Consider the following 18,734-nt stretch of genomic DNA (forward strand, 5'->3'; position numbering starts at 1 on the left):
CCCCTTACTGCTTTGAAGCACCTTGCCTAAACCGAACCGCTTCCGGCCGGTGGCGATCAACTCTTTCAGGTGCAATGATCGGGTTTCATGCTGTCACCGGCGGCGACATCGGCTAAACTGACTGCATTGTCATCGAACTGTCACAGAACAAACCCATGCCGGATTCAGGCGCGAACGCGTCGGTCAGCGAGCGCGCTGTCGAAGAGGTGGACCCGCTCGACGCCAAGCGCGGCGGCGATGCGGCAGTGGAGACCGTGACTCCGGAGCCTGCGTCCCTGCCCGATCCGGCGGCCGGCGCCGGTCATGAAATCGAACTGAAGCTGCTCGTTGCCGCCGATCGACTGGCCGATTTCCACGACGCGGCGATCATCACCGCGCATGCGCGCAACAGGGGCACGCGCAAGCACCTGAAGTCGATCTACTACGACACGCCGAAGCGCACGCTGTGGAAGCACGGGCTGACCCTGCGCGTGCGCCAGAGCGGCAGCCGCTTCATCCAGACCGTGAAGACGCAAACGAGCGACGATCCGCTCAAGCGCGGCGAATGGGAGGCGAGCGTGCCGTCGCTGGCGCCCGATCCCACCCTGGCCATGACGCTGATCCCCGAGGACCTGCGCGCTGAACTCGACACGCACCGGCTGGAGGCGGTGTTTTCAGCCGACGTGCATCGTCACGCCCGCCTGCTCGACCTGCCGCAAGGCACCGTCGAGATCGCGTTCGACAGCGGCGTCATCAAGGCCGGCGAGCAGACCGAAATCGTGAGCGAGATCGAGCTCGAGCTCAAGAGCGGCCATCCTGCGGCCGTCTACGACATCGCGCTGCGGCTCGCCGAGCATGGTGCCGTCAGGCCTTCCATCCGCACCAAGTCGGCGCGCGGCTTCGATCTCGCCGCAGGCGCAGCCCCCGGCGCGGAGAAGCCGCGCAGGCCGCAACTCGATCCCGCAGTGTCGCTCGACGAGGCCTTCGCCGTCATCCTGCAGAGCAGCCTGCATCATCTGTTGCAGGCGATACCGGCAGCCGAGGACGGCCGCAATCCGGAAGGGGTGCATCAGTTGCGGGTGGCGCTGCGCCGCCTGCGCGCCGCGCTGCATCTGATGCAGCCGGTCGAGACCTCGGCCGCACTCGACGGTCTGGTGGCGGAGGCCCGCTGGCTTGCCCAGAACCTCTCGGCCGCGCGCGACCTCGATGTGTTCCTGACCGGGACGCTGCCGGAGATCGCCGAGGCGTGCCCCACGGTTGCCGGCTTCGATACGCTGCGCGCGCTCGCCGAACGGCAGCGCGAGCTGGCCTATCGCAAGCTGCGCCTCGCGCTCGCCGAGCGGCGCTGCGCCACCTTCGTGCTCGGCCTCGGCGCCTGGATCGAGACCCGCGGCTGGCGCAACGACGTCTCGCCCGAGACGCTGGGAAAACTGGCCGCGCCCGCGCGCGACTTCGCCGGACACATCCTCGCGGAGCGGCACCAGAAGGTGCTCAAACGCGGTCGCCATTTCAAGAAGCAGCCGCCCGAGCGCCGCCACCGGCTCCGTCTGGCCCTGAAGAAGCTCCGCTACAGCACGGACTTCCTGCTGCCGCTCTATGGCGCGAGCAAGCCGGCCAAAAAATACGCCAGGACGCTGGCCGGTCTGCAGGAGCAGCTCGGCTACTACAACGACATGGCCGTGACCGCCGAAGTGCTCGATGCCCTCGGCACCACCTCGACCGATGCGGCGACGGCCGCCGCCGCGATCACCGGCTGGCAGGCGCATGCGATGGTAGGCGTGGAGCAGCCGTTGCGCCAAGCGTGGCGCGCGTTCGCGAAAGTGCCGACACCTTGGCTGCCCGAGAAGGCATGACGACCAACCGCCGATCAGGGGCGGTTTCCGCGTTGCATTGATCTGGTTCAAGACATTTCGTCACGAAATGCGTGAGAGTGGATTCATGAAAATATCCAGCGTGACCTGTCCACATTGTCGCGCCGCTTACGAGATCGCGGAATCGACCTCGGTCGCGGGTGCTCCTGGCCGGATCGATTGCGGGGTGTGCGGCACACCGTTGGCGACGTGGGACGAGCCCAAGCTGCGGGCGTTTCGTCTGGTGGTGCCGCCTGAACACAAATACCCACGCGTGCCGGCCCCCGCTCCTCTCGCCTGACCGCGCGTTCCGGGATCCGGAACGCTTCGGCGCAACTGCAGTCTCGGCCGCGCATCGCTGCATGGCGCCATGGCCTGCCACAACTTGCCTCGCGTTTTGGCCCGGGTCATAGTTGGGCCCTCGCGCAGGCTGAACGCGCGGCCGGTCCGGCCGCACCACCGGCGCTCCCTCATCCGCTCAGCGAGCAATCCACTCTCAGCGAGTCCGCCCTCCTCATGCCCATTCTCAACAGCATCGCCGCACTGTCAGACGAAATGGCCGCCTGGCGCCACGACTTCCACGAACATCCCGAACTGCTCTACGAAGTCCATCGCACCGCCGGCATCGTCGCCGACAAGTTGCGCGAATTCGGCTGCGACGAGGTCGTGACCGGCATCGGCCGCACCGGTGTGGTGGGCGTGATCCGCGGCCGCAAATCGGCCTCCGGCAAGACCATCGGGCTGCGCGCCGACATGGACGCGCTGCCGATCGAAGAGACCTCGGGCGTGCCCTACGCCTCCAAGACGCCCGGCCTGATGCACGCCTGCGGCCATGACGGCCACACCGCGATGCTGCTGGGCGCAGCGAAATATCTCGCCGAGACCCGCAATTTCGACGGCACCGCGATCGTGATCTTCCAGCCCGCCGAGGAAGGCGGCGCCGGCGGCAAGGCGATGGTCGACGACGGCCTGATGACGCGCTGGGGCATCGAGGAAGTCTATGGCATGCACAACATGCCGGGCATTCCCGAAGGCCATTTCTCGATTTCGCCGGGTGCGATGCTGGCGTCGGCCGACGCGATCCACATCAAGGTCACCGGCAAGGGCGGCCATGGCGGCGCCGGTCCGCACAAGGCGGTCGACAGCATCCTGATCGCCGCCCAGATCGTCAACGCGCTGCAGTCGATCGTCGCCCGCAACGTCGATCCGCTGAAGTCGGCGGTGATCTCGGTCTGCGCGATCCATGGCGGCACCACCTTCAACGTGATCCCCGAGACGGTGGAGATGCTCGGCACCGTGCGCACGCTCGATCCGGAGATCCGCGATCTCGTCGAGAAGCGCATCGTCGAGGTCTGCGAAGCCACCGCGCGCGCCTATGGCGGCTCGGCGGAAGCGATCTACGAGCGCAAATATCCGGTCACGATGAACCATGCGGCGCAGGCCGCCTTCGCCGCCGACGTCGCCCGCGACGTCGCAGGCTCCGAGCGCGTCAACGACCGCGCCATTCCGCTGATGGGCGGCGAGGATTTCGCCTTCATGCTCGAGGCGCGCCCCGGCGCGTTCGTCTTCCTCGGCATGGGCCCAGGCAACGAGTGCCACCACCCCAGCTACCGCTTCAACGACAACATCCTCAGCGCCGGCGCATCCTACTGGGTGAAGCTGGTCGAAAAGAGCATGCCGGCGAACTGATAGCACGTAGCAACGTAGGGTGGGCAAAGCGGCCGCCGAAGGCGACCGCGTGCCCACCGTCGGCGGCCTATTCCGCCGCAAGACGGTGGGCACGGCGCCATCGCGATCTCACACGGCGAGACAGCACGGCCGCGCCTTTGCCCAAAAACTTATGAAGATGAGCGCGGTGCCTGTGAATGCGCCCTCTCCCCCTGTGGGAGAGGGCATGTAGGAAAGGGCTTCAAGCTCGGTCGGGTGAGGGGTATGCCTCTACGCACGCTGCTTGCGGAGACACACCCCTCACCCAACCGCGTGCGCGGATAGGCCGGTGCTGCCCTCTCCCACAAGGGGAGAGGGCGCTGAATCTGCCGATACGCCATGCAGAAGATGGTGCCACGCGCCGCCTTCGACGCTTTGCCCACCACACGTTGGTTGCAGTCTGTTGGGCACAATGAACCAACGTGGACGACCTCGCTTCCTTCGCTGCGACACTTCGTCGGAGATCGAAACGTCATGCGCCGCCGTGCGGATAGGAGAAGCGATCCTTCTCCTTTCCGCGAGACAACATGCCGACCCGCCGCGATCGTACCTGGGACCTCGTCCTCCTCCTCGTACTCTCCACCTTGTGGGGCGCCTCCTACACCTTCATCAAGATCGGCGTCGAAACCATCCCGCCGCTGACCCTGATCGCCGCGCGCACGCTGATCGCCGGCCTGTTGCTTGCAGCCATCATCCGCGGCCGCGGTCTGGCCTGGCCACGCGAGCCCGCGATCTGGCGGCGTTTCGTGCTCCAGGCCGGGCTCAACAGCGTCGTCCCGTTCACGCTGATCGCCTGGGCCGAGCGCACCGTCGAGGCGGGCCTCGCCACGATCCTGAACGCAACCTCGCCGATCTTCACCTTTCTGCTGACTGCGCTGGTGACGCGCCACGAGCCCGTCACCCGGCGCAAGCTGGCCGGCGTTGCCGCCGGCCTCGCCGGCACCTGCCTCATCGTCGGCGTCGAGGCGCTGCATGGGCTCGGGCGTGAACTGTGGGCGCAGATTGCGATCGTCGCCGCCACCATCTGCTATGCCGGTGCTGCGATCCTGGGAAAGTGCTTCAAGGGGCTCGATCCGATGCTGCCGGCGGCAGGATCGCTGCTGTCCGGCGCCGTGGTCCTGATCCCGCTCGCACTCGTCGTCGATCATCCCTGGACGCTTCAGCCGACGCTGCGCTCGGTGCTGGCGCTCATCGCGCTCGCAACCGTCTCGACGGCCGCCGCGATGGTGATCTATTTCCGCCTGGTGCAGACCCTCGGCTCGGTCGGCGCGACCGCCCAATCCTATCTGCGGGTGCCGATCGGCGTTGCTATCGCCGTTATCGGCCTCGGCGAGCACCTCGCGCCGACGGCATGGATCGGCCTCGGCTGCATCGTCCTTGGCGTCATCGCAATGACGTTGCCGGCGCGCGAGGCCGGCTAGTCTATCGCGATCACGACCTTGCCGACATGCGCGCCGCTCGCCATGGTGTGAAACGCCTCGCGCGCCTCGCTGAACGGAAACACCCGATCGACCACCGGCTTCACCTGATGCAGCGCCAGCGCGTTGGCCAGCCCCTGCAGATCCTCGACGGAGCCGACGGTGACGCCCTGCAGCCGCTGCTGCTGCATCACCATCAGGGGCAGCCGCAGCTCCGCGGCCGGCGCGCCGGCGAGCACGCCGATGAAGGCGATGGTGCCGCCGATCCGGGTGGCGCGGATCGACTCGTTGAGCGTGCCGACGCCGCCGACCTCGACGACGAGATCGACGCCCTGCCCGGTGATCCCGCGCGCCGTCTTGCCCCAGTCCGGCGTCGTCTTGTAGTTCAGGGTCACATCGGCCCCCAGCGCCTTCAGCCGCGCGATCTTCGCGTCACTCGACGACGTCGCGATCACGCGCGCGCCGGCCATCTTGGCGATCTGCAGCGCAAAGATGGAAACCCCGCCGGTGCCCTGCGTCAGCACGGTCTGGCCGGGACTGATGCCACAGAGCTTGATCACCGCGCTCCACGCGGTAACGCCGGCGCATGGCAGGGTCGCCGCTTCGATATCGCTGAGATGCGCCGGCGTCCTCACCAGCGCCTGCGCCGGAAAGATCCGATACTGCGTCAGCGTGCCGTCGACGGCGCCGCCCAGTGCCGTGCGCATCTTCACCTCGCTCGGCTCGCCGCCGGTCCAGCTCTCGAAGAAGCTGCTTATGACCCGATCGCCGGCTGCGAACGGCACCACGCCGACACCGACCGCCTCGACCACGCCGGCGCCATCCGACAGCGGCACCAGCGGAAATTTCTGCTTCGAGCCGTAGCCGCCCTTTACGGTCAGGAGGTCGCGATAATTGATGCTCGCTGCGGTAAGCCGCACCAGCACCTCGCCCTTGCCCGGCACGGGCACAGGCTTGTCCACCAGCGCAAGCGCATCGATCCCGCCCGGCCCCTGCAACTCGTAGCATTGCATCGGATGTCTCCTGCCCTCGCCAAGCCTTCTCTCACCAAGCCTTGCCGTCTCGCGCCGCGCTCACCGATGGTGGAGCGTTTCGTAGCGGTGATCAAGCCGAGCCCTCGTTCCGCGCGGCGGACAAAGCCGGCAGACGCGCCGGCCGCGCGCGATCTCGCAGCACGGGCGCTACGGGGCTGGCAAGCCGGTGCTTTGCACTCTCTCATCGTCGATCAAGGGCATCACGACATGATCGAGCACGTACTCCGTGCCCACCAGGGTCACGACGATCGAGATCAGCAGCAGTCCGGTCAGCATCAGCATGTCGCGTCGGTCCATTGAAAGCATACGTCGCAGCGATGCGCACGTTTCACGCTGTCCACGATGCCGTGCCTCACCGGCCATGGAACCTGCGCGGCCGCCAGAGAGGAACTGCGCCGATCGATGTCCGTTCATGCAGTTCACTCGGACGAAGGCGAACGCGGCGCGGATGGAACATATTGGCTATGGGATCGGTCTGATGGCCGCGGCGCTGACCTCGCTGTCCTACATTCCGCAGGTTCGAAAGGCCTATCCGAAGGGCGCGACCAGCGATCTCTCGGTCAAGACGTTGGCCGCCCTGGGCGCGGGTCTCGCGCTGTGGATCGTCTGCGGAATGATCCGAAGCGACACGGTCGTGATCGTCGCCAACATGCTCGGGCTCGGCCTCGTCGCTGTGCTGCTCGTGTTCAAGATCCGCGACATCAGGCGAGCCTGATCGCCGCGGCGGCAAGCGCGCCGCGTGGGGATGCCGTCACGCCTCCGCTTCGAATCGGATCCGGCAAGACAAGCCGCTGTCGTGGTACTCCTGCTCGATGCTGCCACCGATTGCCGCAAGGCTCGCCCGGATCATGCGGGTGCCGAACCCCTCGCGCTGCGGCGGCGCGACCGCATGACGGGTGAGTTCCCGCCAGGTCACGGCGCTGTAGCCGGCATCCTGCGTAAGATGCACGTCGAGCCGCCCGCCATCGCTTAGCGCGCCATATTTGACGGCATTGGTCGCCAGTTCGTGAAACACCAGCGCGAGATTGCGCACCGTCTCCGGGCTCAAGGGGACGTCGGTCCCTTCCACCGTCACCGCGCCGGACGCCCGATAGGGCTGCAGCTCGGCTTCGAGCAGCAGGCGCAGGGTCGTGATCCGCTGGTCCGACCATGCGAGCGTATTGGCGCGCGCGACCGCATCGAGCCTGAGCGCGATCGCTTCCCCCTTGTCGCTATCCTCGCCGGCCAGGCTCGACCGGACGATCGACTTGAACAAGGCGAGCTGGTTGTTCACGCGATGCCTGAGTTCGCCGAGCAGCAACTCGCGCGCATGCTCGTTGCGTTTGAGCTCCAGCAGCGCCTCGCGGCACAGATTGGCAAGCCAGATGATCAGCGCAGCGGCGCCGAGGAACGCGACGAGATTGACCGCCTCCGCGTTTCCCGGCCGGTCGGTGAAGCCGATGAGCACCACCGCCGCCGACAGCCAGGCGGCAAAGACGGCCGCCGGCACGCCACCGAGCAGGGTTGCGAACAGGACGGATGGAAAGAACGGCGTATAGGACAGGGTCGCACCGGCGACGTCGAGGCCGACGCGACTGGCCGCACCCACGGCGACGGCAAGAATCGTGAGCAGAAACGTGCTCGGCGACCACGTCCTGCGTCGAACGATCCAGCTTGAGAAACGTCGACTTGTGCTCACGATTGACCCCGGGAACAAGGTCTATCGCCGGGGGCGCGATGGAACAAGCGGAAGGACCCGCTTACCGGCGTCAATATTTTTGGAACTTTTCTCGATGAACTGCGTTCTGCTGCGCCGAGGGCTCGTGTGCCGCCCATGAAAGACCCGCATCTTTGGGAGCGATCGCTGCAGACGCGGCGCGATCGTCGTCACCATCCCCACGGCGCAGGGGTTGCGCGCCGTCGTCATCGCACACTCAGACTGCAGATCCAACGCCCGGCTCGTACCTCGGCAATGGACGCGCCGAACATCGCAGGCACCATGCGCCTCGGCACCAACATGCATGCGGACGCAGGTATCCAAGCGCTCTCGATGAGAGAGTTTGTGTCGGGACCTGCCGCGCGCGCTAATCCTAGCGGCTTGTCGGGCGCCGCCGCAGCGTTGATCATGATGACCATGACGACGACATCGCGCGAGAGACTCTACGGCGCCGGCATCCGCATCGCACAGGAGCAGGCCGTCCGCGCGCGCAAGGAGGCGGACCGTCTCGCCTGTGACGCCTGGAACAAGCGCATGCTCGGCTATCAGGGCCCCGCGCAGCCGTCGCCGTTGCTCGGTGATGCGCTCAACGCCGGCTACGTTTATCTCGAAGTGCGCTGCCTCGGCTGCGACACCAACCAGACGGTGGCGCTCGACATCATCCGGCGGCCGAAGACGACGCCGATCCACGAACTCGAACGCGCGATGCGCTGTCGGGATTGTTCGCGGCTTCGCGGCCATCCTTACAAGCGCAGCGCGCTGGTCGCCTTGCGCGAGACCAGGATCTCGGCCGTGCATCCGGCGTCGACATGGTGGCCTGGTGAGCGCTAGCCGCGTGATGTGAAGCCACTAGTCGATCCGCGTCGAAAACGCGCATGGCGGTACTCCGATCGGGTGATATGCAGGCGAGCGATTTTTTCGAAAGCGGCGCGGAACGAAATCGCGCCGTCGTCGTTTCGAAATTCGCCGGCGCGGCAGGGAATTGAAACATGTCAGAGTTGATGAACCAGCCGGACAAGCTGCGGGCTGACGCGGCGGAATGCGCCCTCATCCGGGATCTCGCCACCGACCGCGACAAGCGCGAGCTGTTCGCGCGCCTCGCCGAACATCTCAGCTCGCTCGCCGCCGAGGTCGAACGTGCCGCGCGCGCGTCAGACACGGCCCACCGCTGAGCCGCCTCTCGCTCACGCACCAAGCCGCATCGACGCACGGCCCACGGACATCGCGGTGCTCGCCACACAATCGCGCGACTCGGCTTCGCTATAAGGCACGATGATCCGCGACCGATTCGTTTTGCGAACGCTCGCGCCCCTTCACGCCTCAGGTGCCGATGTTGCGACACGTCCTTCCTCACGTCTTCTGCGCCGTTCTCTGCATCCTTGCCGCTCCGCCTGCCACCGCGGCCGATCTGATCGGTCGCGCCAGCGTCGTCGACGGTGACACGCTGGACATTCACGGCGCGCGCATCCGTCTCTGGGGCATCGACGCGCCGGAGAGCGCGCAGGCGTGCCGCGGCCGCGACCGCAAGCTCTATCGGTGCGGCGCGCTGGCGGCCAACACGCTCGACGCCTTTGCCCGCGGCAAGGTGCTCCGCTGCAGGCCGGTCGACGGCGATCGCTACGGCCGCATCGTCGCGCGTTGCACAGCCGGCGGCGCCGATCTCGGCCGGTTCATGGTGTCGCGCGGGCTCGCGCTCGAGGAGACGCAATATTCGGGCGGCGCCTATGCCGCGGACCAGCTCGCCGCCCGCCGCGCCGGCCGTGGCCTGTGGTCCGGCCGCTTCGTCGCGCCGCCGCTCTATCGCAGCTGCATGCACGCGCACGGGACGACGGCGGTGTGCTCGGACGGCGGCTGATACATCGCGGGGCGGAGACGCACGACGCGCCGCAACACCTCGATTGCGGCATGCCGACGTCCCGCTGTACGGTGCGCGCGGCAAAAGCATCAGCCTGGTGACGAACGATGATTCGAGAAAAGATCCGCGTGGCGATCCTGTTCGGCGGCCGCTCTGCGGAGCATGACGTCTCGCGCGCCTCGGCCGCCAACGTCGTCCGCTCGCTCGACGCCGGCCGCTACGCCGTCACGCTGATCGGCATCACGCACGAGGGCCGCTGGGTGCTCGCGGACGCGGCCCATGATGCGATCGGCTCAGCGTTGACCGTGCCGGCGGACGGCCCGGAGATCGTACTGCTGCCGGCCGGCCGGGGCCGCGCGCTGATTATCGGCGATGCCGCGGCGAGCCCGCGCGAGCTCGCGTTCGACGTCGTCTTTCCGGTGCTGCACGGCCCGAACGGCGAGGACGGCACCATGCAGGGCGCGCTCGAACTGGCCGACGTCGCCTATGTCGGCGCGCGCGTGATGGGATCGGCGGCGGCGATGGACAAGGACGTCGCCAAGCGTCTGCTGCGCGATGCCGGCCTGCCGATCGTGCCCTTCGTCACCATGACGGACGCCGCGCCGATCAGCTACGCGGATGCGGCTGCCGCCGTGGGGTCATCCGAGCTGTTCGTCAAGCCGGCCAATCTCGGCTCGTCGGTCGGCATCTCCAAGGCCGGCAACGCCGCGGCGTTCGAGGCCGCCTGCCGCCTCGCGCTGCGCTTCGACCGGAAGATCCTGATCGAGCGCTGCATCGCGCCGGTGCGCGAGATCGAATGCGCGGTGCTGGAGCATGCCGACGGCACGGTCGCCGCCTCCGAGCTCGGCGAGATCGTCCCCGCCGACAGCCACGGCTTCTATTCCTACGAGGCGAAGTACACCGACGCCAAGGGCGCCTCGCTGCACGTCCCGGCGCAGATCGAACCCGCCCTGGCCGAGCGCATCCGCAAGCTCGCGGTCCAGGTGTTCGGCGTGCTGTGCTGCGAGAGCCTGGCGCGCGTCGACGTCTTCGTCAGCGGCGGCGAGGTCTACGTCAACGAGGTCAACACGCTGCCGGGCTTCACCAACATCAGCATGTATCCGAAGATGTGGGAAGCCACCGGCCTGCCCCAGCCCGCGCTGATGGACCGCCTGATCGCCCACGCCCTGGCGCGCCACGCGAAGATCAGGCAATTGGCGTCGCAGCGCTGAGTCCGGCGACGGGGCGACTAATTACGGTGACAGTGCACAAAACTAATTCCCGCTAATTTCGGTGACAGTGCACAAAACTCAGGAATCCGCCCCCTACTCCTCCTCCGCCGGCTTCGGCCCGCGCTTGGCCGGCTTCAGCACGCGGCCGGTCAGCTTCTCGATGCGGGCGAGGAAGCGGTCGCTGCCGATCGGCCGGCCGATGCTCTCGGCGGCGCGCAGGCGGGCGAGCTGATCCTGCTCGTCCTCAAGCGCGCGGCTCAGGAGCCCGGCGATGTCCGGAAACAGCTTCTTCACCGGCTCGCGCGCAGTCAGGCCGTCGTCGCGCCCGCGCAGATGCGCGCGCGTGCTCGACCACGCCCAGTCCTGCGGGCGCGCCACCAGCCGCGCCCGCACCGGGTTGAGGCTGACATAGCGCAGCGCGGCGGCGAGATGCGCCTCGTCCATCGCCACCGCGCCGAACCGCCCCTGCCAGAAATGCCCGCTGCGTTTGCGGCGCGCCTGGACGATGCCGGCATAGATCCGATGGACCCGCGACAGCGCCCGGCGCAGGCCGTCGGCGTCCGACGGCACCAGGATCAGATGCACGTGGTTCGGCATCAGGCACCACGCCCACACCGCGACATCGGCCGCCGCGCAATGCGTCGCGAGCAGGTCGCGATAGAGCGCGTAGTCGCCGTCGCCGAAGAACGTCCGCGCACCCCCGTTGCCGCGCTGGGTGACGTGGTGCGGCAGACCGGGAATGACGACACGGGCAAGACGGGCCATGCGCCATCCTGCGCGCGCCGGCGGCGGATGTCAATTAAGTGCACTGTCACCGTAATGAGGCGATTGCGAATCAGCGAAAATGGGACAACCATCGCGGGCATTGGAGCGCTTCCGGAGGATTGCACTTGCAAAGCAGCATCGGCTCGCGGGCCTTTCGGAATGCGAGGCTGCTGAAGCAGGCCAGGAAACGCGCGGAAGCCGCGTTGCCGGCGGCGGTGAAGGCCTACCGCGAGGGCCGGCATCCGGAGGCCCAGGCGCTGTGCCGGCAGATCCTGCAGGACCTGCCCGATCATTTCGGCGCCCTGCATCTGCTCGGCGTCATCGAAAAGGACTGCGGCCGTTTCGACCAGGCTGTGCCGATCCTGGCGCGCGCGGTCGAGAGCGATCCGCGTTCGGCCGAAGCCCAGTCGGATCTCGGCTTTGCGCTGGCCCGGCTCGGCCGCCATGAGGAGGCCCGCGCCCGTTACGAACGCGCCATCGCCCTGCGGCCGAACTTCCCGACCACCCTCACCCAGCTCGGCAATGCGCTGACCAGCCTGTTCCGTTTCGAGGAGGCGATCGCGGCGCATGACCGCGCCATCGCGCTGAAGCCCGACCATGCCGAGGCCCACGCCAATCGCGGCATGGCGCTGCTGCTGACGGGCAAGCACGAGGCGGCCGGCCAGAGCTTCGATCGCGCGCTGTCGCTGCAGCCGCGGCTGCTGACGGCGCTGTTCGGCAAGGGCCTCGCCTGCATGAACCTGCGCGACTTCGATGCCGCGCTGGCGGCGCTGGATGCGGCGCTGGCGATCAATCCGCAGGCCGCCGCCATCATCGCCCAGCGCGGGCGGGTCTATCAGGAACAGGGCCGGTTCGACGACGCGGACGCCGCGTTCGACGCGGCGCTCGCCCTCGACCCGCTGCTGGACGACGCCCTGCGCGGCAAGGCCACGGTCAGTCTGGTCCGCGGTCATGTCGCCCAGGCGATCGCGGTCATCGAGACAATGCTGGCGCAGAACCCGAACCAGGAGAGCGCCTGGACCCTGCTCGGCGTCTGCGCCGCGATGCAGGGCGACATCGCCACCGCGATCGCGCATTACGACCGCGCGCTTGCGATCAACCCGAACCATGAGGACGCGATCACCAAGAAGATCTTCGCGCTCGACTTCCTGCCCGACGTCAAGCTGAAGCGTCTCCAGGCCGAGCGGAAATATTGGTGGGACGCGATCGGCGCGCGGCTGCCGCGCGTCGTGCTCGGCGCGCGCGATCTCGATCCCGACCGGCGGCTCGTCGTGGGCTACGTCTCGTCGGATTTCCGCGAGCATTCGGCGGCGCTCGGCTTCCTGCCGATCCTGCGCCATCACGACCACACGAAGTTTCAAATCATCGCCTATTCCTGTTCGCCGGTCCGGGACGCCAAGACCGATCTGTGCCGCCAGCTGGTCGATCGCTGGGTCGAGGCCTGGCAGTTGACCGACGACAGGCTGGCCGAGCAGATCCAGGCCGATGAGGTCGACATCCTCGTCGACCTCTCGGGACATTCCGCCGGCCACCGGCTCACTCTGTTTGCGCGCAAGCCCGCCCCGATCCAGGTCTCGGCCATCGGCAGCGTCACCGGCACGGGGCTGCCGGTGATGGACTATCTGCTGGCCGATCCGGTGGTGATCCCGGCCGAGGTCCGGCCTTTGTTCGCCGAAAAGATCTACGACCTGCCGGCGCTGATCACGATCGAGCCGCCGCCGGCCATTCCGCCGTCGCCGCTGCCGATGCTGCGCAACGGCCACGTCACCTTCGGCTCGTTCAATCGCGTCGACAAGTTTTCCGAGCCGACGATCAGCCTGTGGGCGAAGCTGATGGCGGCCACGCCGGGCTCGGTCATCGTCCTCAAGAACCATTCGATGGACGATCCCCTGCTGCGCGATCGCCTGATCGCGCACTTCGTCGCCCACGGCATCGAAGCGGACCGCGTCCGGTGCGTGGGAAAGACCGGGCGCGAGGAGCATCTCGCGATGTTCGCCGACATCGACATCGCGCTCGATCCGTTCCCGCAGAATGGCGGCATCTCGACCTGGGAGGCGCTGCAGATGGGCGTGCCCGTCGTCACCAAGCTCGGCGGCACGCCCGCAGCCCGCGCCGGCGGCGCCATCGTCAAGGCGGTCGGCCTCGACGACTGGGTCGCCGATGACGACGACGGCTATCTCGCCATCGCGCTGAAATTCTGCGCCCAGCCCGCCGAGCTCGCCGCACTCCGCGCCCAGCTGCCGGCCATGGTGTCGAATTCTGCCGCCGGCAATTGCGCGCTCTACACCCGGCATGTCGAACAAGCCTACCGGACGTTCTGGCGCGACCACTGCGCTCGCCCGACAACCAGGACAGGTTACGGTGACAGTGCACAAAACTGACCGATGTCGATCGGCTCATGCCCATGACCCGTCACACCATCGTCACGACTACATAGATCAGCACGGCTGCGCCGAGGCAGCGCCGCCACGGGTTGACGCCGCGCAGGATTTCGTCGACCGCAAAGACGAACAGGCTGGCCTTGACCAGACAATCCAGCTGGACGCCATCCTGCCCCTGTGGATGCCAGACCCAGCCCACGAGGCAGCCCACCAGCACGATCCACAGCGCCGGGTTCGGCATCTGCGCGATCGTGATCTCGCCGGTCTGGCGATTGCGGAAGAACCAGTTCAGCACGCGCGACATCGCACCACCCGTGTTCGTGAGGCCGGGCCTCGCCCTTCGAGACGCCCGCCCGCGGCGGGCTCCTCAGGGCGAGGAGCGAACGTCACGCCCACCATGAACCGGCAACAGCGGCGCGTCCATGGTCCCCGCCCGATGGAGTGCAGCGGCGCCGGCATCTTCACCGGCGCCGTCGCGTGCTAATCCCCGCGCGCATGCGCGAGGAAGAACCGCAGCATCTCGCGTGCCGCATCCGGCCCTTTCGGATCGGTGTAGGACCCGGCCGGACTGCCGCCCGACCAGGCGTGAGCGGCGCCGTGAACGGTCCAGTGCTCCGCCGTCACCTGCCCGCCCGGCGCCGTCAGGATCGTCCGCGTGTAGGCATGGCCACCCGGCACCTGTCCGCGCACGACCAACGATGTCCCGCCCCTGGCGCCCGGCGACTGCGCGACGACCCCGTCGCCATTGGCGGGATGCACGGTCGCGTCGCGATCGCCATGGAAGACGATCGTCGGCACCACCGATCTCCGATCCGCCGTCTCGCCCGCGCCCTGGCGCATCGCCATCAACGCCGAGGGCAGATCGCGCGCGGCGCCGCAGGGGAGGCCAGAATGGACGCCGGCTGCGGCGTAGAGATCGGGATAGGTCGCGGCCATGATCGCGGCCGTGGCGCCTCCGGCCGACAGGCCGGCGACATAGACGCGGCTTGGATCGATCGCATGCTCCCGCATCACCTGGCGGGTGATGCCCGCGATCAGCGACGGCTCGCCGCCGTCGCGCTGCTGGTCGCCGTCACGAAACCAGTTCCAGCATTTCGACTGATTGGCGCCGCTCGGCTGCTCCGGATAGACGACGAAGACGTTCTGCTCCTCGCCCAAAAAGTTCATCCGTGTACCGGCCGCAAAGTCGTCCGCCGACTGAGTGCAGCCATGCAGCATGACGACGAGCGGACGCGGATGGTCCCCGCCCCGGCTCGGGATCAACAGCTTGTAGCTCCGGCGTCCCGCGGCATTGCCGAAGCTGGCCTGGACGAACCGGGCCCCCTCGGGCGTGGTGTCGCGGGTCGAGGGCGCGCGCAGATGCGGACCGCGCAGGCTGAACCCCGGCAGCTCACCGAGATCGTCGCGCCGGACGGATCGCTGGCGCGGCGCAGCGGGCTTGGCTCGCCAATTGGCCCGCGACGGCTTGGCTTGCGACGGCTTGGCCTGCGTGGTGCGCGCTGGCGTCGGGGCAGCCTGCGCGGACGGACGGTCGCGCTCACCGACGCGCGTCGCCTCGCCCTCGATGGTCGGCGGCGCGAGCCGCGCCGGCACCGGGCGCGCGGGACCGGCCGGCGCGGCGGCGCGCGAACCGTCGCCGCGCAGCAGACGCTGCAGCAGCGCCGTCGCCTCGACCAGTTGGCCGGCCCGCGTCAGCCGCGTCGCCTCGCGCATGATGTCCTGATTCAGCATCGCACTACCTCATTCTGTCGGCGAGAGCGGCCTTGACCGCAGGGGTGGCATGCAGCGCGCCCAGCACCGAGACCTGGGCGATGGTGGCGCGGGCGAGTTCCGGCGTGACGTCGGCGGCGATGGTCGCAAGCCCCAGCACGTTGATCTGGAGCATCTGCCCGGCGCGCTGCGCCGCTTCGAGATCGGCACGGCTATAGGTCCGCAAGCCAAGGTCGAGGCTGTTGCGCACCGTCGACTGCCTGACCACGTCGGCGTGCCGGTCGAGCTGGTTGCGGATCGCGGTGCGGATGAAATCGGCGCGGTTGGAATAAAACCCCTCCCGCACCATCAGGTCGACCTGGCCGAGATCGACATAGCCGAGATTGACCGTGATCTTCTCGGTGTCGGGGCCTTTTCCGCGGATCGGGTGGACGTTGTCGGCCATGGGCGGCATCCGTATGACCATCCAATCGGATGGCTTATGGATGGTATATGGAGGTCCTTCGTCGCCGTTCAAGGCGCCGGCGCCGCGCCAGCCCCCCAAGCGTTACCCGCGATCAGCGCCGTCGGCAGCCGCCCTGCGCTGCTGGAGACGCGCGACGCTGCGGGAGAGGAACGGTCGCACCGGGAGAAACAGCCGGTAGCCCAGCTCCAGCAGCGCCAGCGCACCCGGCAGTGACGCCACGCGCGCCGCCCAGCGCCACCTCGGCAACCGCCGCCAGACCTCGACGAACGCCGCAGCACCCGACAGCAGACGCCCATCGCTGGCGCGCACATGGAACCGCGCCATCGCCTGCCGTGGACTCAGTCCTTCCGGCGCTTCAGCGCCCGCTTTGGAGACGTCGACGAAACACAACGCGCCGGACTGGTCGGTGCGGCCGTAGTAGCCGATCTCCGCCCGGCACAGCGGGCAGGAGCCGTCATAATACACGGTCGACTTTGCTGGCTGCTCTGTGTCCACGTGGACCTCCTCAGGAACAGCCGAACGCGGTCCCTAAGTCATCAACGTTCCCGCGAGCGTTCCGGGTCTGCGTTGTTTCAAATTATCATGGACCCCGCCGCCCGGCGTGCCACATTACGGTGACAGTGCACTTAACTTCCGTCCCGCGTCGGAGCTTCGATGCACCCTGCCCCCGCATCCCGACATCACCGCGGCGGCATCCTCTCGAACCTCGGCAGCGCCGGATCGAGATGATCCCAGGCCTGTCCGGCCGCGGTCCAGGACACCAGTTGCGGCTTGTAGCGGCTGGGGTCGTCGAGGCTCGCCGGCGGGACGATGAACACATCGGGCATCGCGGGAAATGTCAGGTGGAGATGCGAGCCGCAGATCGGGCAGAACGCGCGCTGCTTGACGGTGCCGCCGTCGCCTGTGCTCTGCCAATGCGACACGTTGCCTTCGACCTTGACCTCCGCCGCGACGAAGGTGAGGTGCGATTGATGCCCGGTGCCGCTGTCGCGCTGGCATTGCCGGCACTGGCAGTCGAGCATCACGGCGGGCTCGCCCGAAATTTCGTAGCGCACCGCGCCGCAGGCGCAGCCGCCGGCGTAGGACTGGGTCATGTCGTTCTCCCGTTGCATCAGTGCCGATGTTTCGACGACGCCTCTTCGCCGGCGATCCGGTCGAGATTGGCGACGACCTTCTTCCAGCCTTCGCTCATCTTGCGATAGGCGGTGTCGTTGGCCGGCAGCACGAAGCCGGAATGGACCAGGCGCAGGCGCGTGCCGGTCTCGGCCCTCGACAGACTGAACGTGACCACCGTCTCCAGCGGCGCGCCGTAGCCAACATTGCCCTGATGGCCGCCCTTCCATGCATAGGACAGCCGCTCGTTCGGCACGACCTCCAGCACCTCGCAATGAATGGTGCCGTCCCACGCGCCGGCAGGCGTGGTCTGAAACGTAAACTGCGTCCCGACAACGGGCGCGAACCCCGTCGGCGCCATCAGCCAGCGGCCGATCAGTTCGCCGCTGGTCAAGGCTTTCCAGATGATCTCGGGCGCATGCGGGAAGATGTCGTCGACCACGATGGCCTGCATGTCCGGCTTGACGGCGTGGTTCATGGATCGATGTCCTTCAGCAGTTTCCTCAGATCGGCGAAGCGGTCGCGCCAGAAGGCGCCGTAATGGCTCATCCAGTCGGCCAGCGGCTCCAGGCCGCGCGGCTCGGCGCGGTAGTAGACCTTGCGCCCTTCGGGGCGCTCGCAGACCAGGCCGGCCTGCTTCAGGGCTTTCAGATGCTGCGAGATGGCGCCCTGCGTGACGTTGCTGCCGCGGGTCAGTTCGACGACGGTGATCTCGTCGGAATTGGCGATGCGCTCGAACACCGCCCGCCGGGTCGGGTCGGCCAGTGCGCGCATGATGGTCGTGACGGTCTCAGCCGGGATCATGCAGAATGAATAGCCTCCACTAATTAATTAGTCAATGCTAATGTTATTACGTTTGCTTCCCCCCGAGCGGCCTCCGCTCCACTTCCCCTCCAAGGCAGGGCATTCATCTTCGGACCCAAGCTTGTGGTCAGCGCCCCCATCGTCATGGCCGGGCTCCGTCCCGGCCATCCACGTCGTTCGAATGCCTGGAACGACGTGGAGGCCCGGGCCTCCACCGCGCCGAAGCGGCTTCGGCCGCGCAGGCGGGACGGAGCCCAGCATGACGAGTAACTAATTGACGGCTGTCTCGCTGCGGGAGGCTACTATTCTACAAAGCACCGATCGGCCCTCTGGGCCTCATCACTCGTCGCGCCGAGGTCTGCGATCAAAGACCGCCCGGACGACTAGCTCCGGATCGATCTCGACGATCTTCAAGAGCACGCGCGCCGGTGCGTCGGGCTCGTTGCGGTGCTGCTCCCAATTCTGGAGGGTGCGTTCGTCGAACCCGTACAGCAGGGCGAACTCGGTCTGTGAGAGCTTCTGTCGCTCCCGTATCTGCTTCACGTCGATCTTGCCGATGTCGGCGATGGAGGTGTCCAGCCCGAATGATCCGAGCGTGCCGATCGTCTGGTCGATATCGTCGCCCGCAATCTCGATGGCGACGAGTTGCCCGGACGCGAGGCGATCGACGACACTGTGGGCACGCTTGAGACTGAGCCCAAAACCAACCAGCGCCTTGGCGAGTTCGACGGGGCGGGTCATAGCG

Annotated in this window: 22 protein-coding genes; 10 read left to right on the plus strand and 12 right to left on the minus strand. The window is 67.6% G+C overall.

Translation table 11 applies throughout. The features are described 5' to 3' along the window. The first annotated feature begins 155 nt into the window (after nucleotides 1-155). The 4 genes from ACQR1B_RS10740 to ACQR1B_RS10755 all read left to right on the plus strand — a co-directional run bounded on the left by ACQR1B_RS10740 (nucleotide 156) and on the right by ACQR1B_RS10755 (nucleotide 4,957). Nucleotides 156-1,832, plus strand: a complete 1,677-nt coding sequence (locus ACQR1B_RS10740) for a CHAD domain-containing protein (protein ID WP_434830960.1) — start codon at nucleotides 156-158, stop codon at nucleotides 1,830-1,832. Between the two features lie 85 nt (nucleotides 1,833-1,917). After that, nucleotides 1,918-2,130 carry a zinc-ribbon domain-containing protein gene (locus tag ACQR1B_RS10745; protein ID WP_434871271.1) on the plus strand — a complete coding sequence of 71 codons (213 nt, stop codon included), beginning with the start codon at nucleotides 1,918-1,920 and terminating at the stop codon, nucleotides 2,128-2,130. A 215-nt stretch (nucleotides 2,131-2,345) separates the two neighbouring features. After that, the gene (locus ACQR1B_RS10750) at nucleotides 2,346-3,518 is read left to right on the plus strand and encodes a M20 aminoacylase family protein (protein WP_434830959.1); all 1,173 of its coding nucleotides are present in this window, start codon (nucleotides 2,346-2,348) and stop codon (nucleotides 3,516-3,518) included. A 545-nt stretch (nucleotides 3,519-4,063) separates the two neighbouring features. Then, nucleotides 4,064-4,957, plus strand: a complete 894-nt coding sequence (locus ACQR1B_RS10755; protein ID WP_434830958.1) for a DMT family transporter — start codon at nucleotides 4,064-4,066, stop codon at nucleotides 4,955-4,957. On the opposite strand, the gene ACQR1B_RS10760 is transcribed toward ACQR1B_RS10755, so the two are convergent. After that, complete coding sequence (locus tag ACQR1B_RS10760) at nucleotides 4,954-5,967, minus strand: zinc-dependent alcohol dehydrogenase family protein (protein ID WP_434830957.1); 1,014 nt, start codon at nucleotides 5,965-5,967, stop codon at nucleotides 4,954-4,956. The two genes, ACQR1B_RS10755 and ACQR1B_RS10760, sit on opposite strands and share 4 nt — an antisense overlap. Nucleotides 5,968-6,135: 168 nt before the next feature. Next, on the minus strand, nucleotides 6,136-6,270 hold the full coding sequence (locus ACQR1B_RS10765) for a hypothetical protein (protein ID WP_434830956.1): 135 nt from the start codon (nucleotides 6,268-6,270) through the stop codon (nucleotides 6,136-6,138). Between the two features lie 130 nt (nucleotides 6,271-6,400). Here ACQR1B_RS10765 and ACQR1B_RS10770 point away from each other — a divergent pair, with 130 nt between their 5' ends. Beyond that, nucleotides 6,401-6,703, plus strand: coding sequence for a PQ-loop domain-containing transporter (locus ACQR1B_RS10770; protein ID WP_434830955.1), 303 nt, complete (start codon nucleotides 6,401-6,403; stop codon nucleotides 6,701-6,703). Between the two features lie 36 nt (nucleotides 6,704-6,739). Here ACQR1B_RS10770 and ACQR1B_RS10775 read toward each other — a convergent pair whose 3' ends face one another. Beyond that, nucleotides 6,740-7,684, minus strand: a complete 945-nt coding sequence (locus ACQR1B_RS10775) for a sensor histidine kinase (protein WP_434830954.1) — start codon at nucleotides 7,682-7,684, stop codon at nucleotides 6,740-6,742. A 417-nt stretch (nucleotides 7,685-8,101) separates the two neighbouring features. Between ACQR1B_RS10775 and ACQR1B_RS10780 the strand changes: the two genes are divergently transcribed. The 4 genes from ACQR1B_RS10780 to ACQR1B_RS10795 all read left to right on the plus strand — a co-directional run bounded on the left by ACQR1B_RS10780 (nucleotide 8,102) and on the right by ACQR1B_RS10795 (nucleotide 10,750). Continuing rightward, nucleotides 8,102-8,515: a hypothetical protein gene (locus ACQR1B_RS10780; protein WP_434831204.1), complete on the plus strand. Its 414-nt coding sequence runs from the start codon at nucleotides 8,102-8,104 to the stop codon at nucleotides 8,513-8,515. A 158-nt stretch (nucleotides 8,516-8,673) separates the two neighbouring features. After that, nucleotides 8,674-8,856 carry a hypothetical protein gene (locus tag ACQR1B_RS10785; RefSeq protein WP_434831218.1) on the plus strand — a complete coding sequence of 61 codons (183 nt, stop codon included), beginning with the start codon at nucleotides 8,674-8,676 and terminating at the stop codon, nucleotides 8,854-8,856. Between the two features lie 158 nt (nucleotides 8,857-9,014). Next, the gene (locus ACQR1B_RS10790) at nucleotides 9,015-9,539 is read left to right on the plus strand and encodes a thermonuclease family protein (RefSeq protein WP_434830953.1); all 525 of its coding nucleotides are present in this window, start codon (nucleotides 9,015-9,017) and stop codon (nucleotides 9,537-9,539) included. Between the two features lie 107 nt (nucleotides 9,540-9,646). Beyond that, nucleotides 9,647-10,750 (plus strand): D-alanine--D-alanine ligase family protein, encoded by a 1,104-nt coding sequence (locus ACQR1B_RS10795; protein ID WP_434830952.1) that lies wholly within the window; start codon nucleotides 9,647-9,649, stop codon nucleotides 10,748-10,750. 93 nt (nucleotides 10,751-10,843) lie between these two features. On the opposite strand, the gene ACQR1B_RS10800 is transcribed toward ACQR1B_RS10795, so the two are convergent. After that, nucleotides 10,844-11,515, minus strand: coding sequence for a transposase (locus ACQR1B_RS10800; RefSeq protein ID WP_434830951.1), 672 nt, complete (start codon nucleotides 11,513-11,515; stop codon nucleotides 10,844-10,846). A 125-nt stretch (nucleotides 11,516-11,640) separates the two neighbouring features. Here ACQR1B_RS10800 and ACQR1B_RS10805 point away from each other — a divergent pair, with 125 nt between their 5' ends. Next, nucleotides 11,641-13,896, plus strand: a complete 2,256-nt coding sequence (locus ACQR1B_RS10805; RefSeq protein WP_434830950.1) for a tetratricopeptide repeat protein — start codon at nucleotides 11,641-11,643, stop codon at nucleotides 13,894-13,896. Between the two features lie 31 nt (nucleotides 13,897-13,927). Here ACQR1B_RS10805 and ACQR1B_RS10810 read toward each other — a convergent pair whose 3' ends face one another. The 8 genes from ACQR1B_RS10810 to ACQR1B_RS10845 all read right to left on the minus strand — a co-directional run bounded on the left by ACQR1B_RS10810 (nucleotide 13,928) and on the right by ACQR1B_RS10845 (nucleotide 18,730). Beyond that, the gene (locus ACQR1B_RS10810; RefSeq protein WP_434830949.1) at nucleotides 13,928-14,200 is read right to left on the minus strand and encodes a hypothetical protein; all 273 of its coding nucleotides are present in this window, start codon (nucleotides 14,198-14,200) and stop codon (nucleotides 13,928-13,930) included. Nucleotides 14,201-14,376: 176 nt separating this feature from the next. After that, entirely contained in the window at nucleotides 14,377-15,627 is a 1,251-nt protein-coding gene (locus tag ACQR1B_RS10815; protein ID WP_434830948.1) for an extracellular catalytic domain type 1 short-chain-length polyhydroxyalkanoate depolymerase, read from the minus strand. A gap of 4 nt (nucleotides 15,628-15,631) precedes the next feature. Then, nucleotides 15,632-16,051, minus strand: coding sequence for a CopG family transcriptional regulator (locus ACQR1B_RS10820; protein WP_434830947.1), 420 nt, complete (start codon nucleotides 16,049-16,051; stop codon nucleotides 15,632-15,634). A gap of 102 nt (nucleotides 16,052-16,153) precedes the next feature. Further along, complete coding sequence (locus ACQR1B_RS10825) at nucleotides 16,154-16,567, minus strand: thiol-disulfide oxidoreductase DCC family protein (protein ID WP_434830946.1); 414 nt, start codon at nucleotides 16,565-16,567, stop codon at nucleotides 16,154-16,156. Nucleotides 16,568-16,752: 185 nt separating this feature from the next. Further along, nucleotides 16,753-17,166, minus strand: coding sequence for a GFA family protein (locus ACQR1B_RS10830; RefSeq protein ID WP_434830945.1), 414 nt, complete (start codon nucleotides 17,164-17,166; stop codon nucleotides 16,753-16,755). A 17-nt stretch (nucleotides 17,167-17,183) separates the two neighbouring features. Continuing rightward, complete coding sequence (locus tag ACQR1B_RS10835) at nucleotides 17,184-17,663, minus strand: SRPBCC family protein (RefSeq protein WP_434830944.1); 480 nt, start codon at nucleotides 17,661-17,663, stop codon at nucleotides 17,184-17,186. Beyond that, nucleotides 17,660-17,989, minus strand: a complete 330-nt coding sequence (locus ACQR1B_RS10840; protein ID WP_434830943.1) for an ArsR/SmtB family transcription factor — start codon at nucleotides 17,987-17,989, stop codon at nucleotides 17,660-17,662. Before ACQR1B_RS10840 ends, ACQR1B_RS10835 begins: the two co-directional genes overlap by 4 nt. Before the next feature lie 339 nt (nucleotides 17,990-18,328). Continuing rightward, nucleotides 18,329-18,730, minus strand: coding sequence for a helix-turn-helix domain-containing protein (locus ACQR1B_RS10845; RefSeq protein WP_434830942.1), 402 nt, complete (start codon nucleotides 18,728-18,730; stop codon nucleotides 18,329-18,331). Nucleotides 18,731-18,734: the final 4 nt, after the last annotated feature.

This window comes from Bradyrhizobium oligotrophicum, assembly GCF_051168495.1.
GTDB lineage: Bacteria > Pseudomonadota > Alphaproteobacteria > Rhizobiales > Xanthobacteraceae > Bradyrhizobium > Bradyrhizobium oligotrophicum_A.

What these genes read in the sequence shown, in the direction of transcription:
- ACQR1B_RS10810 (WP_434830949.1), bottom strand. Translation starts at nt 14,200, where the DNA reads ATGTCGCGCGTGCTGAACTGGTTCTTCCGCAATCGCCAGACCGGCGAG.
- ACQR1B_RS10745 (WP_434871271.1), top strand. Translation starts at nt 1,918, where the DNA reads ATGAAAATATCCAGCGTGACCTGTCCACATTGTCGCGCCGCTTACGAG.
- ACQR1B_RS10835 (WP_434830944.1), bottom strand. Translation starts at nt 17,663, where the DNA reads ATGAACCACGCCGTCAAGCCGGACATGCAGGCCATCGTGGTCGACGAC.
- ACQR1B_RS10845 (WP_434830942.1), bottom strand. Translation starts at nt 18,730, where the DNA reads ATGACCCGCCCCGTCGAACTCGCCAAGGCGCTGGTTGGTTTTGGGCTC.
- ACQR1B_RS10740 (WP_434830960.1), top strand. Translation starts at nt 156, where the DNA reads ATGCCGGATTCAGGCGCGAACGCGTCGGTCAGCGAGCGCGCTGTCGAA.
- ACQR1B_RS10820 (WP_434830947.1), bottom strand. Translation starts at nt 16,051, where the DNA reads ATGGCCGACAACGTCCACCCGATCCGCGGAAAAGGCCCCGACACCGAG.
- ACQR1B_RS10840 (WP_434830943.1), bottom strand. Translation starts at nt 17,989, where the DNA reads ATGATCCCGGCTGAGACCGTCACGACCATCATGCGCGCACTGGCCGAC.
- ACQR1B_RS10770 (WP_434830955.1), top strand. Translation starts at nt 6,401, where the DNA reads ATGCAGTTCACTCGGACGAAGGCGAACGCGGCGCGGATGGAACATATT.
- ACQR1B_RS10765 (WP_434830956.1), bottom strand. Translation starts at nt 6,270, where the DNA reads ATGCTGATGCTGACCGGACTGCTGCTGATCTCGATCGTCGTGACCCTG.
- ACQR1B_RS10780 (WP_434831204.1), top strand. Translation starts at nt 8,102, where the DNA reads ATGACGACGACATCGCGCGAGAGACTCTACGGCGCCGGCATCCGCATC.
- ACQR1B_RS10830 (WP_434830945.1), bottom strand. Translation starts at nt 17,166, where the DNA reads ATGACCCAGTCCTACGCCGGCGGCTGCGCCTGCGGCGCGGTGCGCTAC.
- ACQR1B_RS10815 (WP_434830948.1), bottom strand. Translation starts at nt 15,627, where the DNA reads ATGCTGAATCAGGACATCATGCGCGAGGCGACGCGGCTGACGCGGGCC.
- ACQR1B_RS10790 (WP_434830953.1), top strand. Translation starts at nt 9,015, where the DNA reads ATGTTGCGACACGTCCTTCCTCACGTCTTCTGCGCCGTTCTCTGCATC.
- ACQR1B_RS10755 (WP_434830958.1), top strand. Translation starts at nt 4,064, where the DNA reads ATGCCGACCCGCCGCGATCGTACCTGGGACCTCGTCCTCCTCCTCGTA.
- ACQR1B_RS10785 (WP_434831218.1), top strand. Translation starts at nt 8,674, where the DNA reads ATGTCAGAGTTGATGAACCAGCCGGACAAGCTGCGGGCTGACGCGGCG.
- ACQR1B_RS10800 (WP_434830951.1), bottom strand. Translation starts at nt 11,515, where the DNA reads ATGGCCCGTCTTGCCCGTGTCGTCATTCCCGGTCTGCCGCACCACGTC.
- ACQR1B_RS10750 (WP_434830959.1), top strand. Translation starts at nt 2,346, where the DNA reads ATGCCCATTCTCAACAGCATCGCCGCACTGTCAGACGAAATGGCCGCC.
- ACQR1B_RS10760 (WP_434830957.1), bottom strand. Translation starts at nt 5,967, where the DNA reads ATGCAATGCTACGAGTTGCAGGGGCCGGGCGGGATCGATGCGCTTGCG.
- ACQR1B_RS10795 (WP_434830952.1), top strand. Translation starts at nt 9,647, where the DNA reads ATGATTCGAGAAAAGATCCGCGTGGCGATCCTGTTCGGCGGCCGCTCT.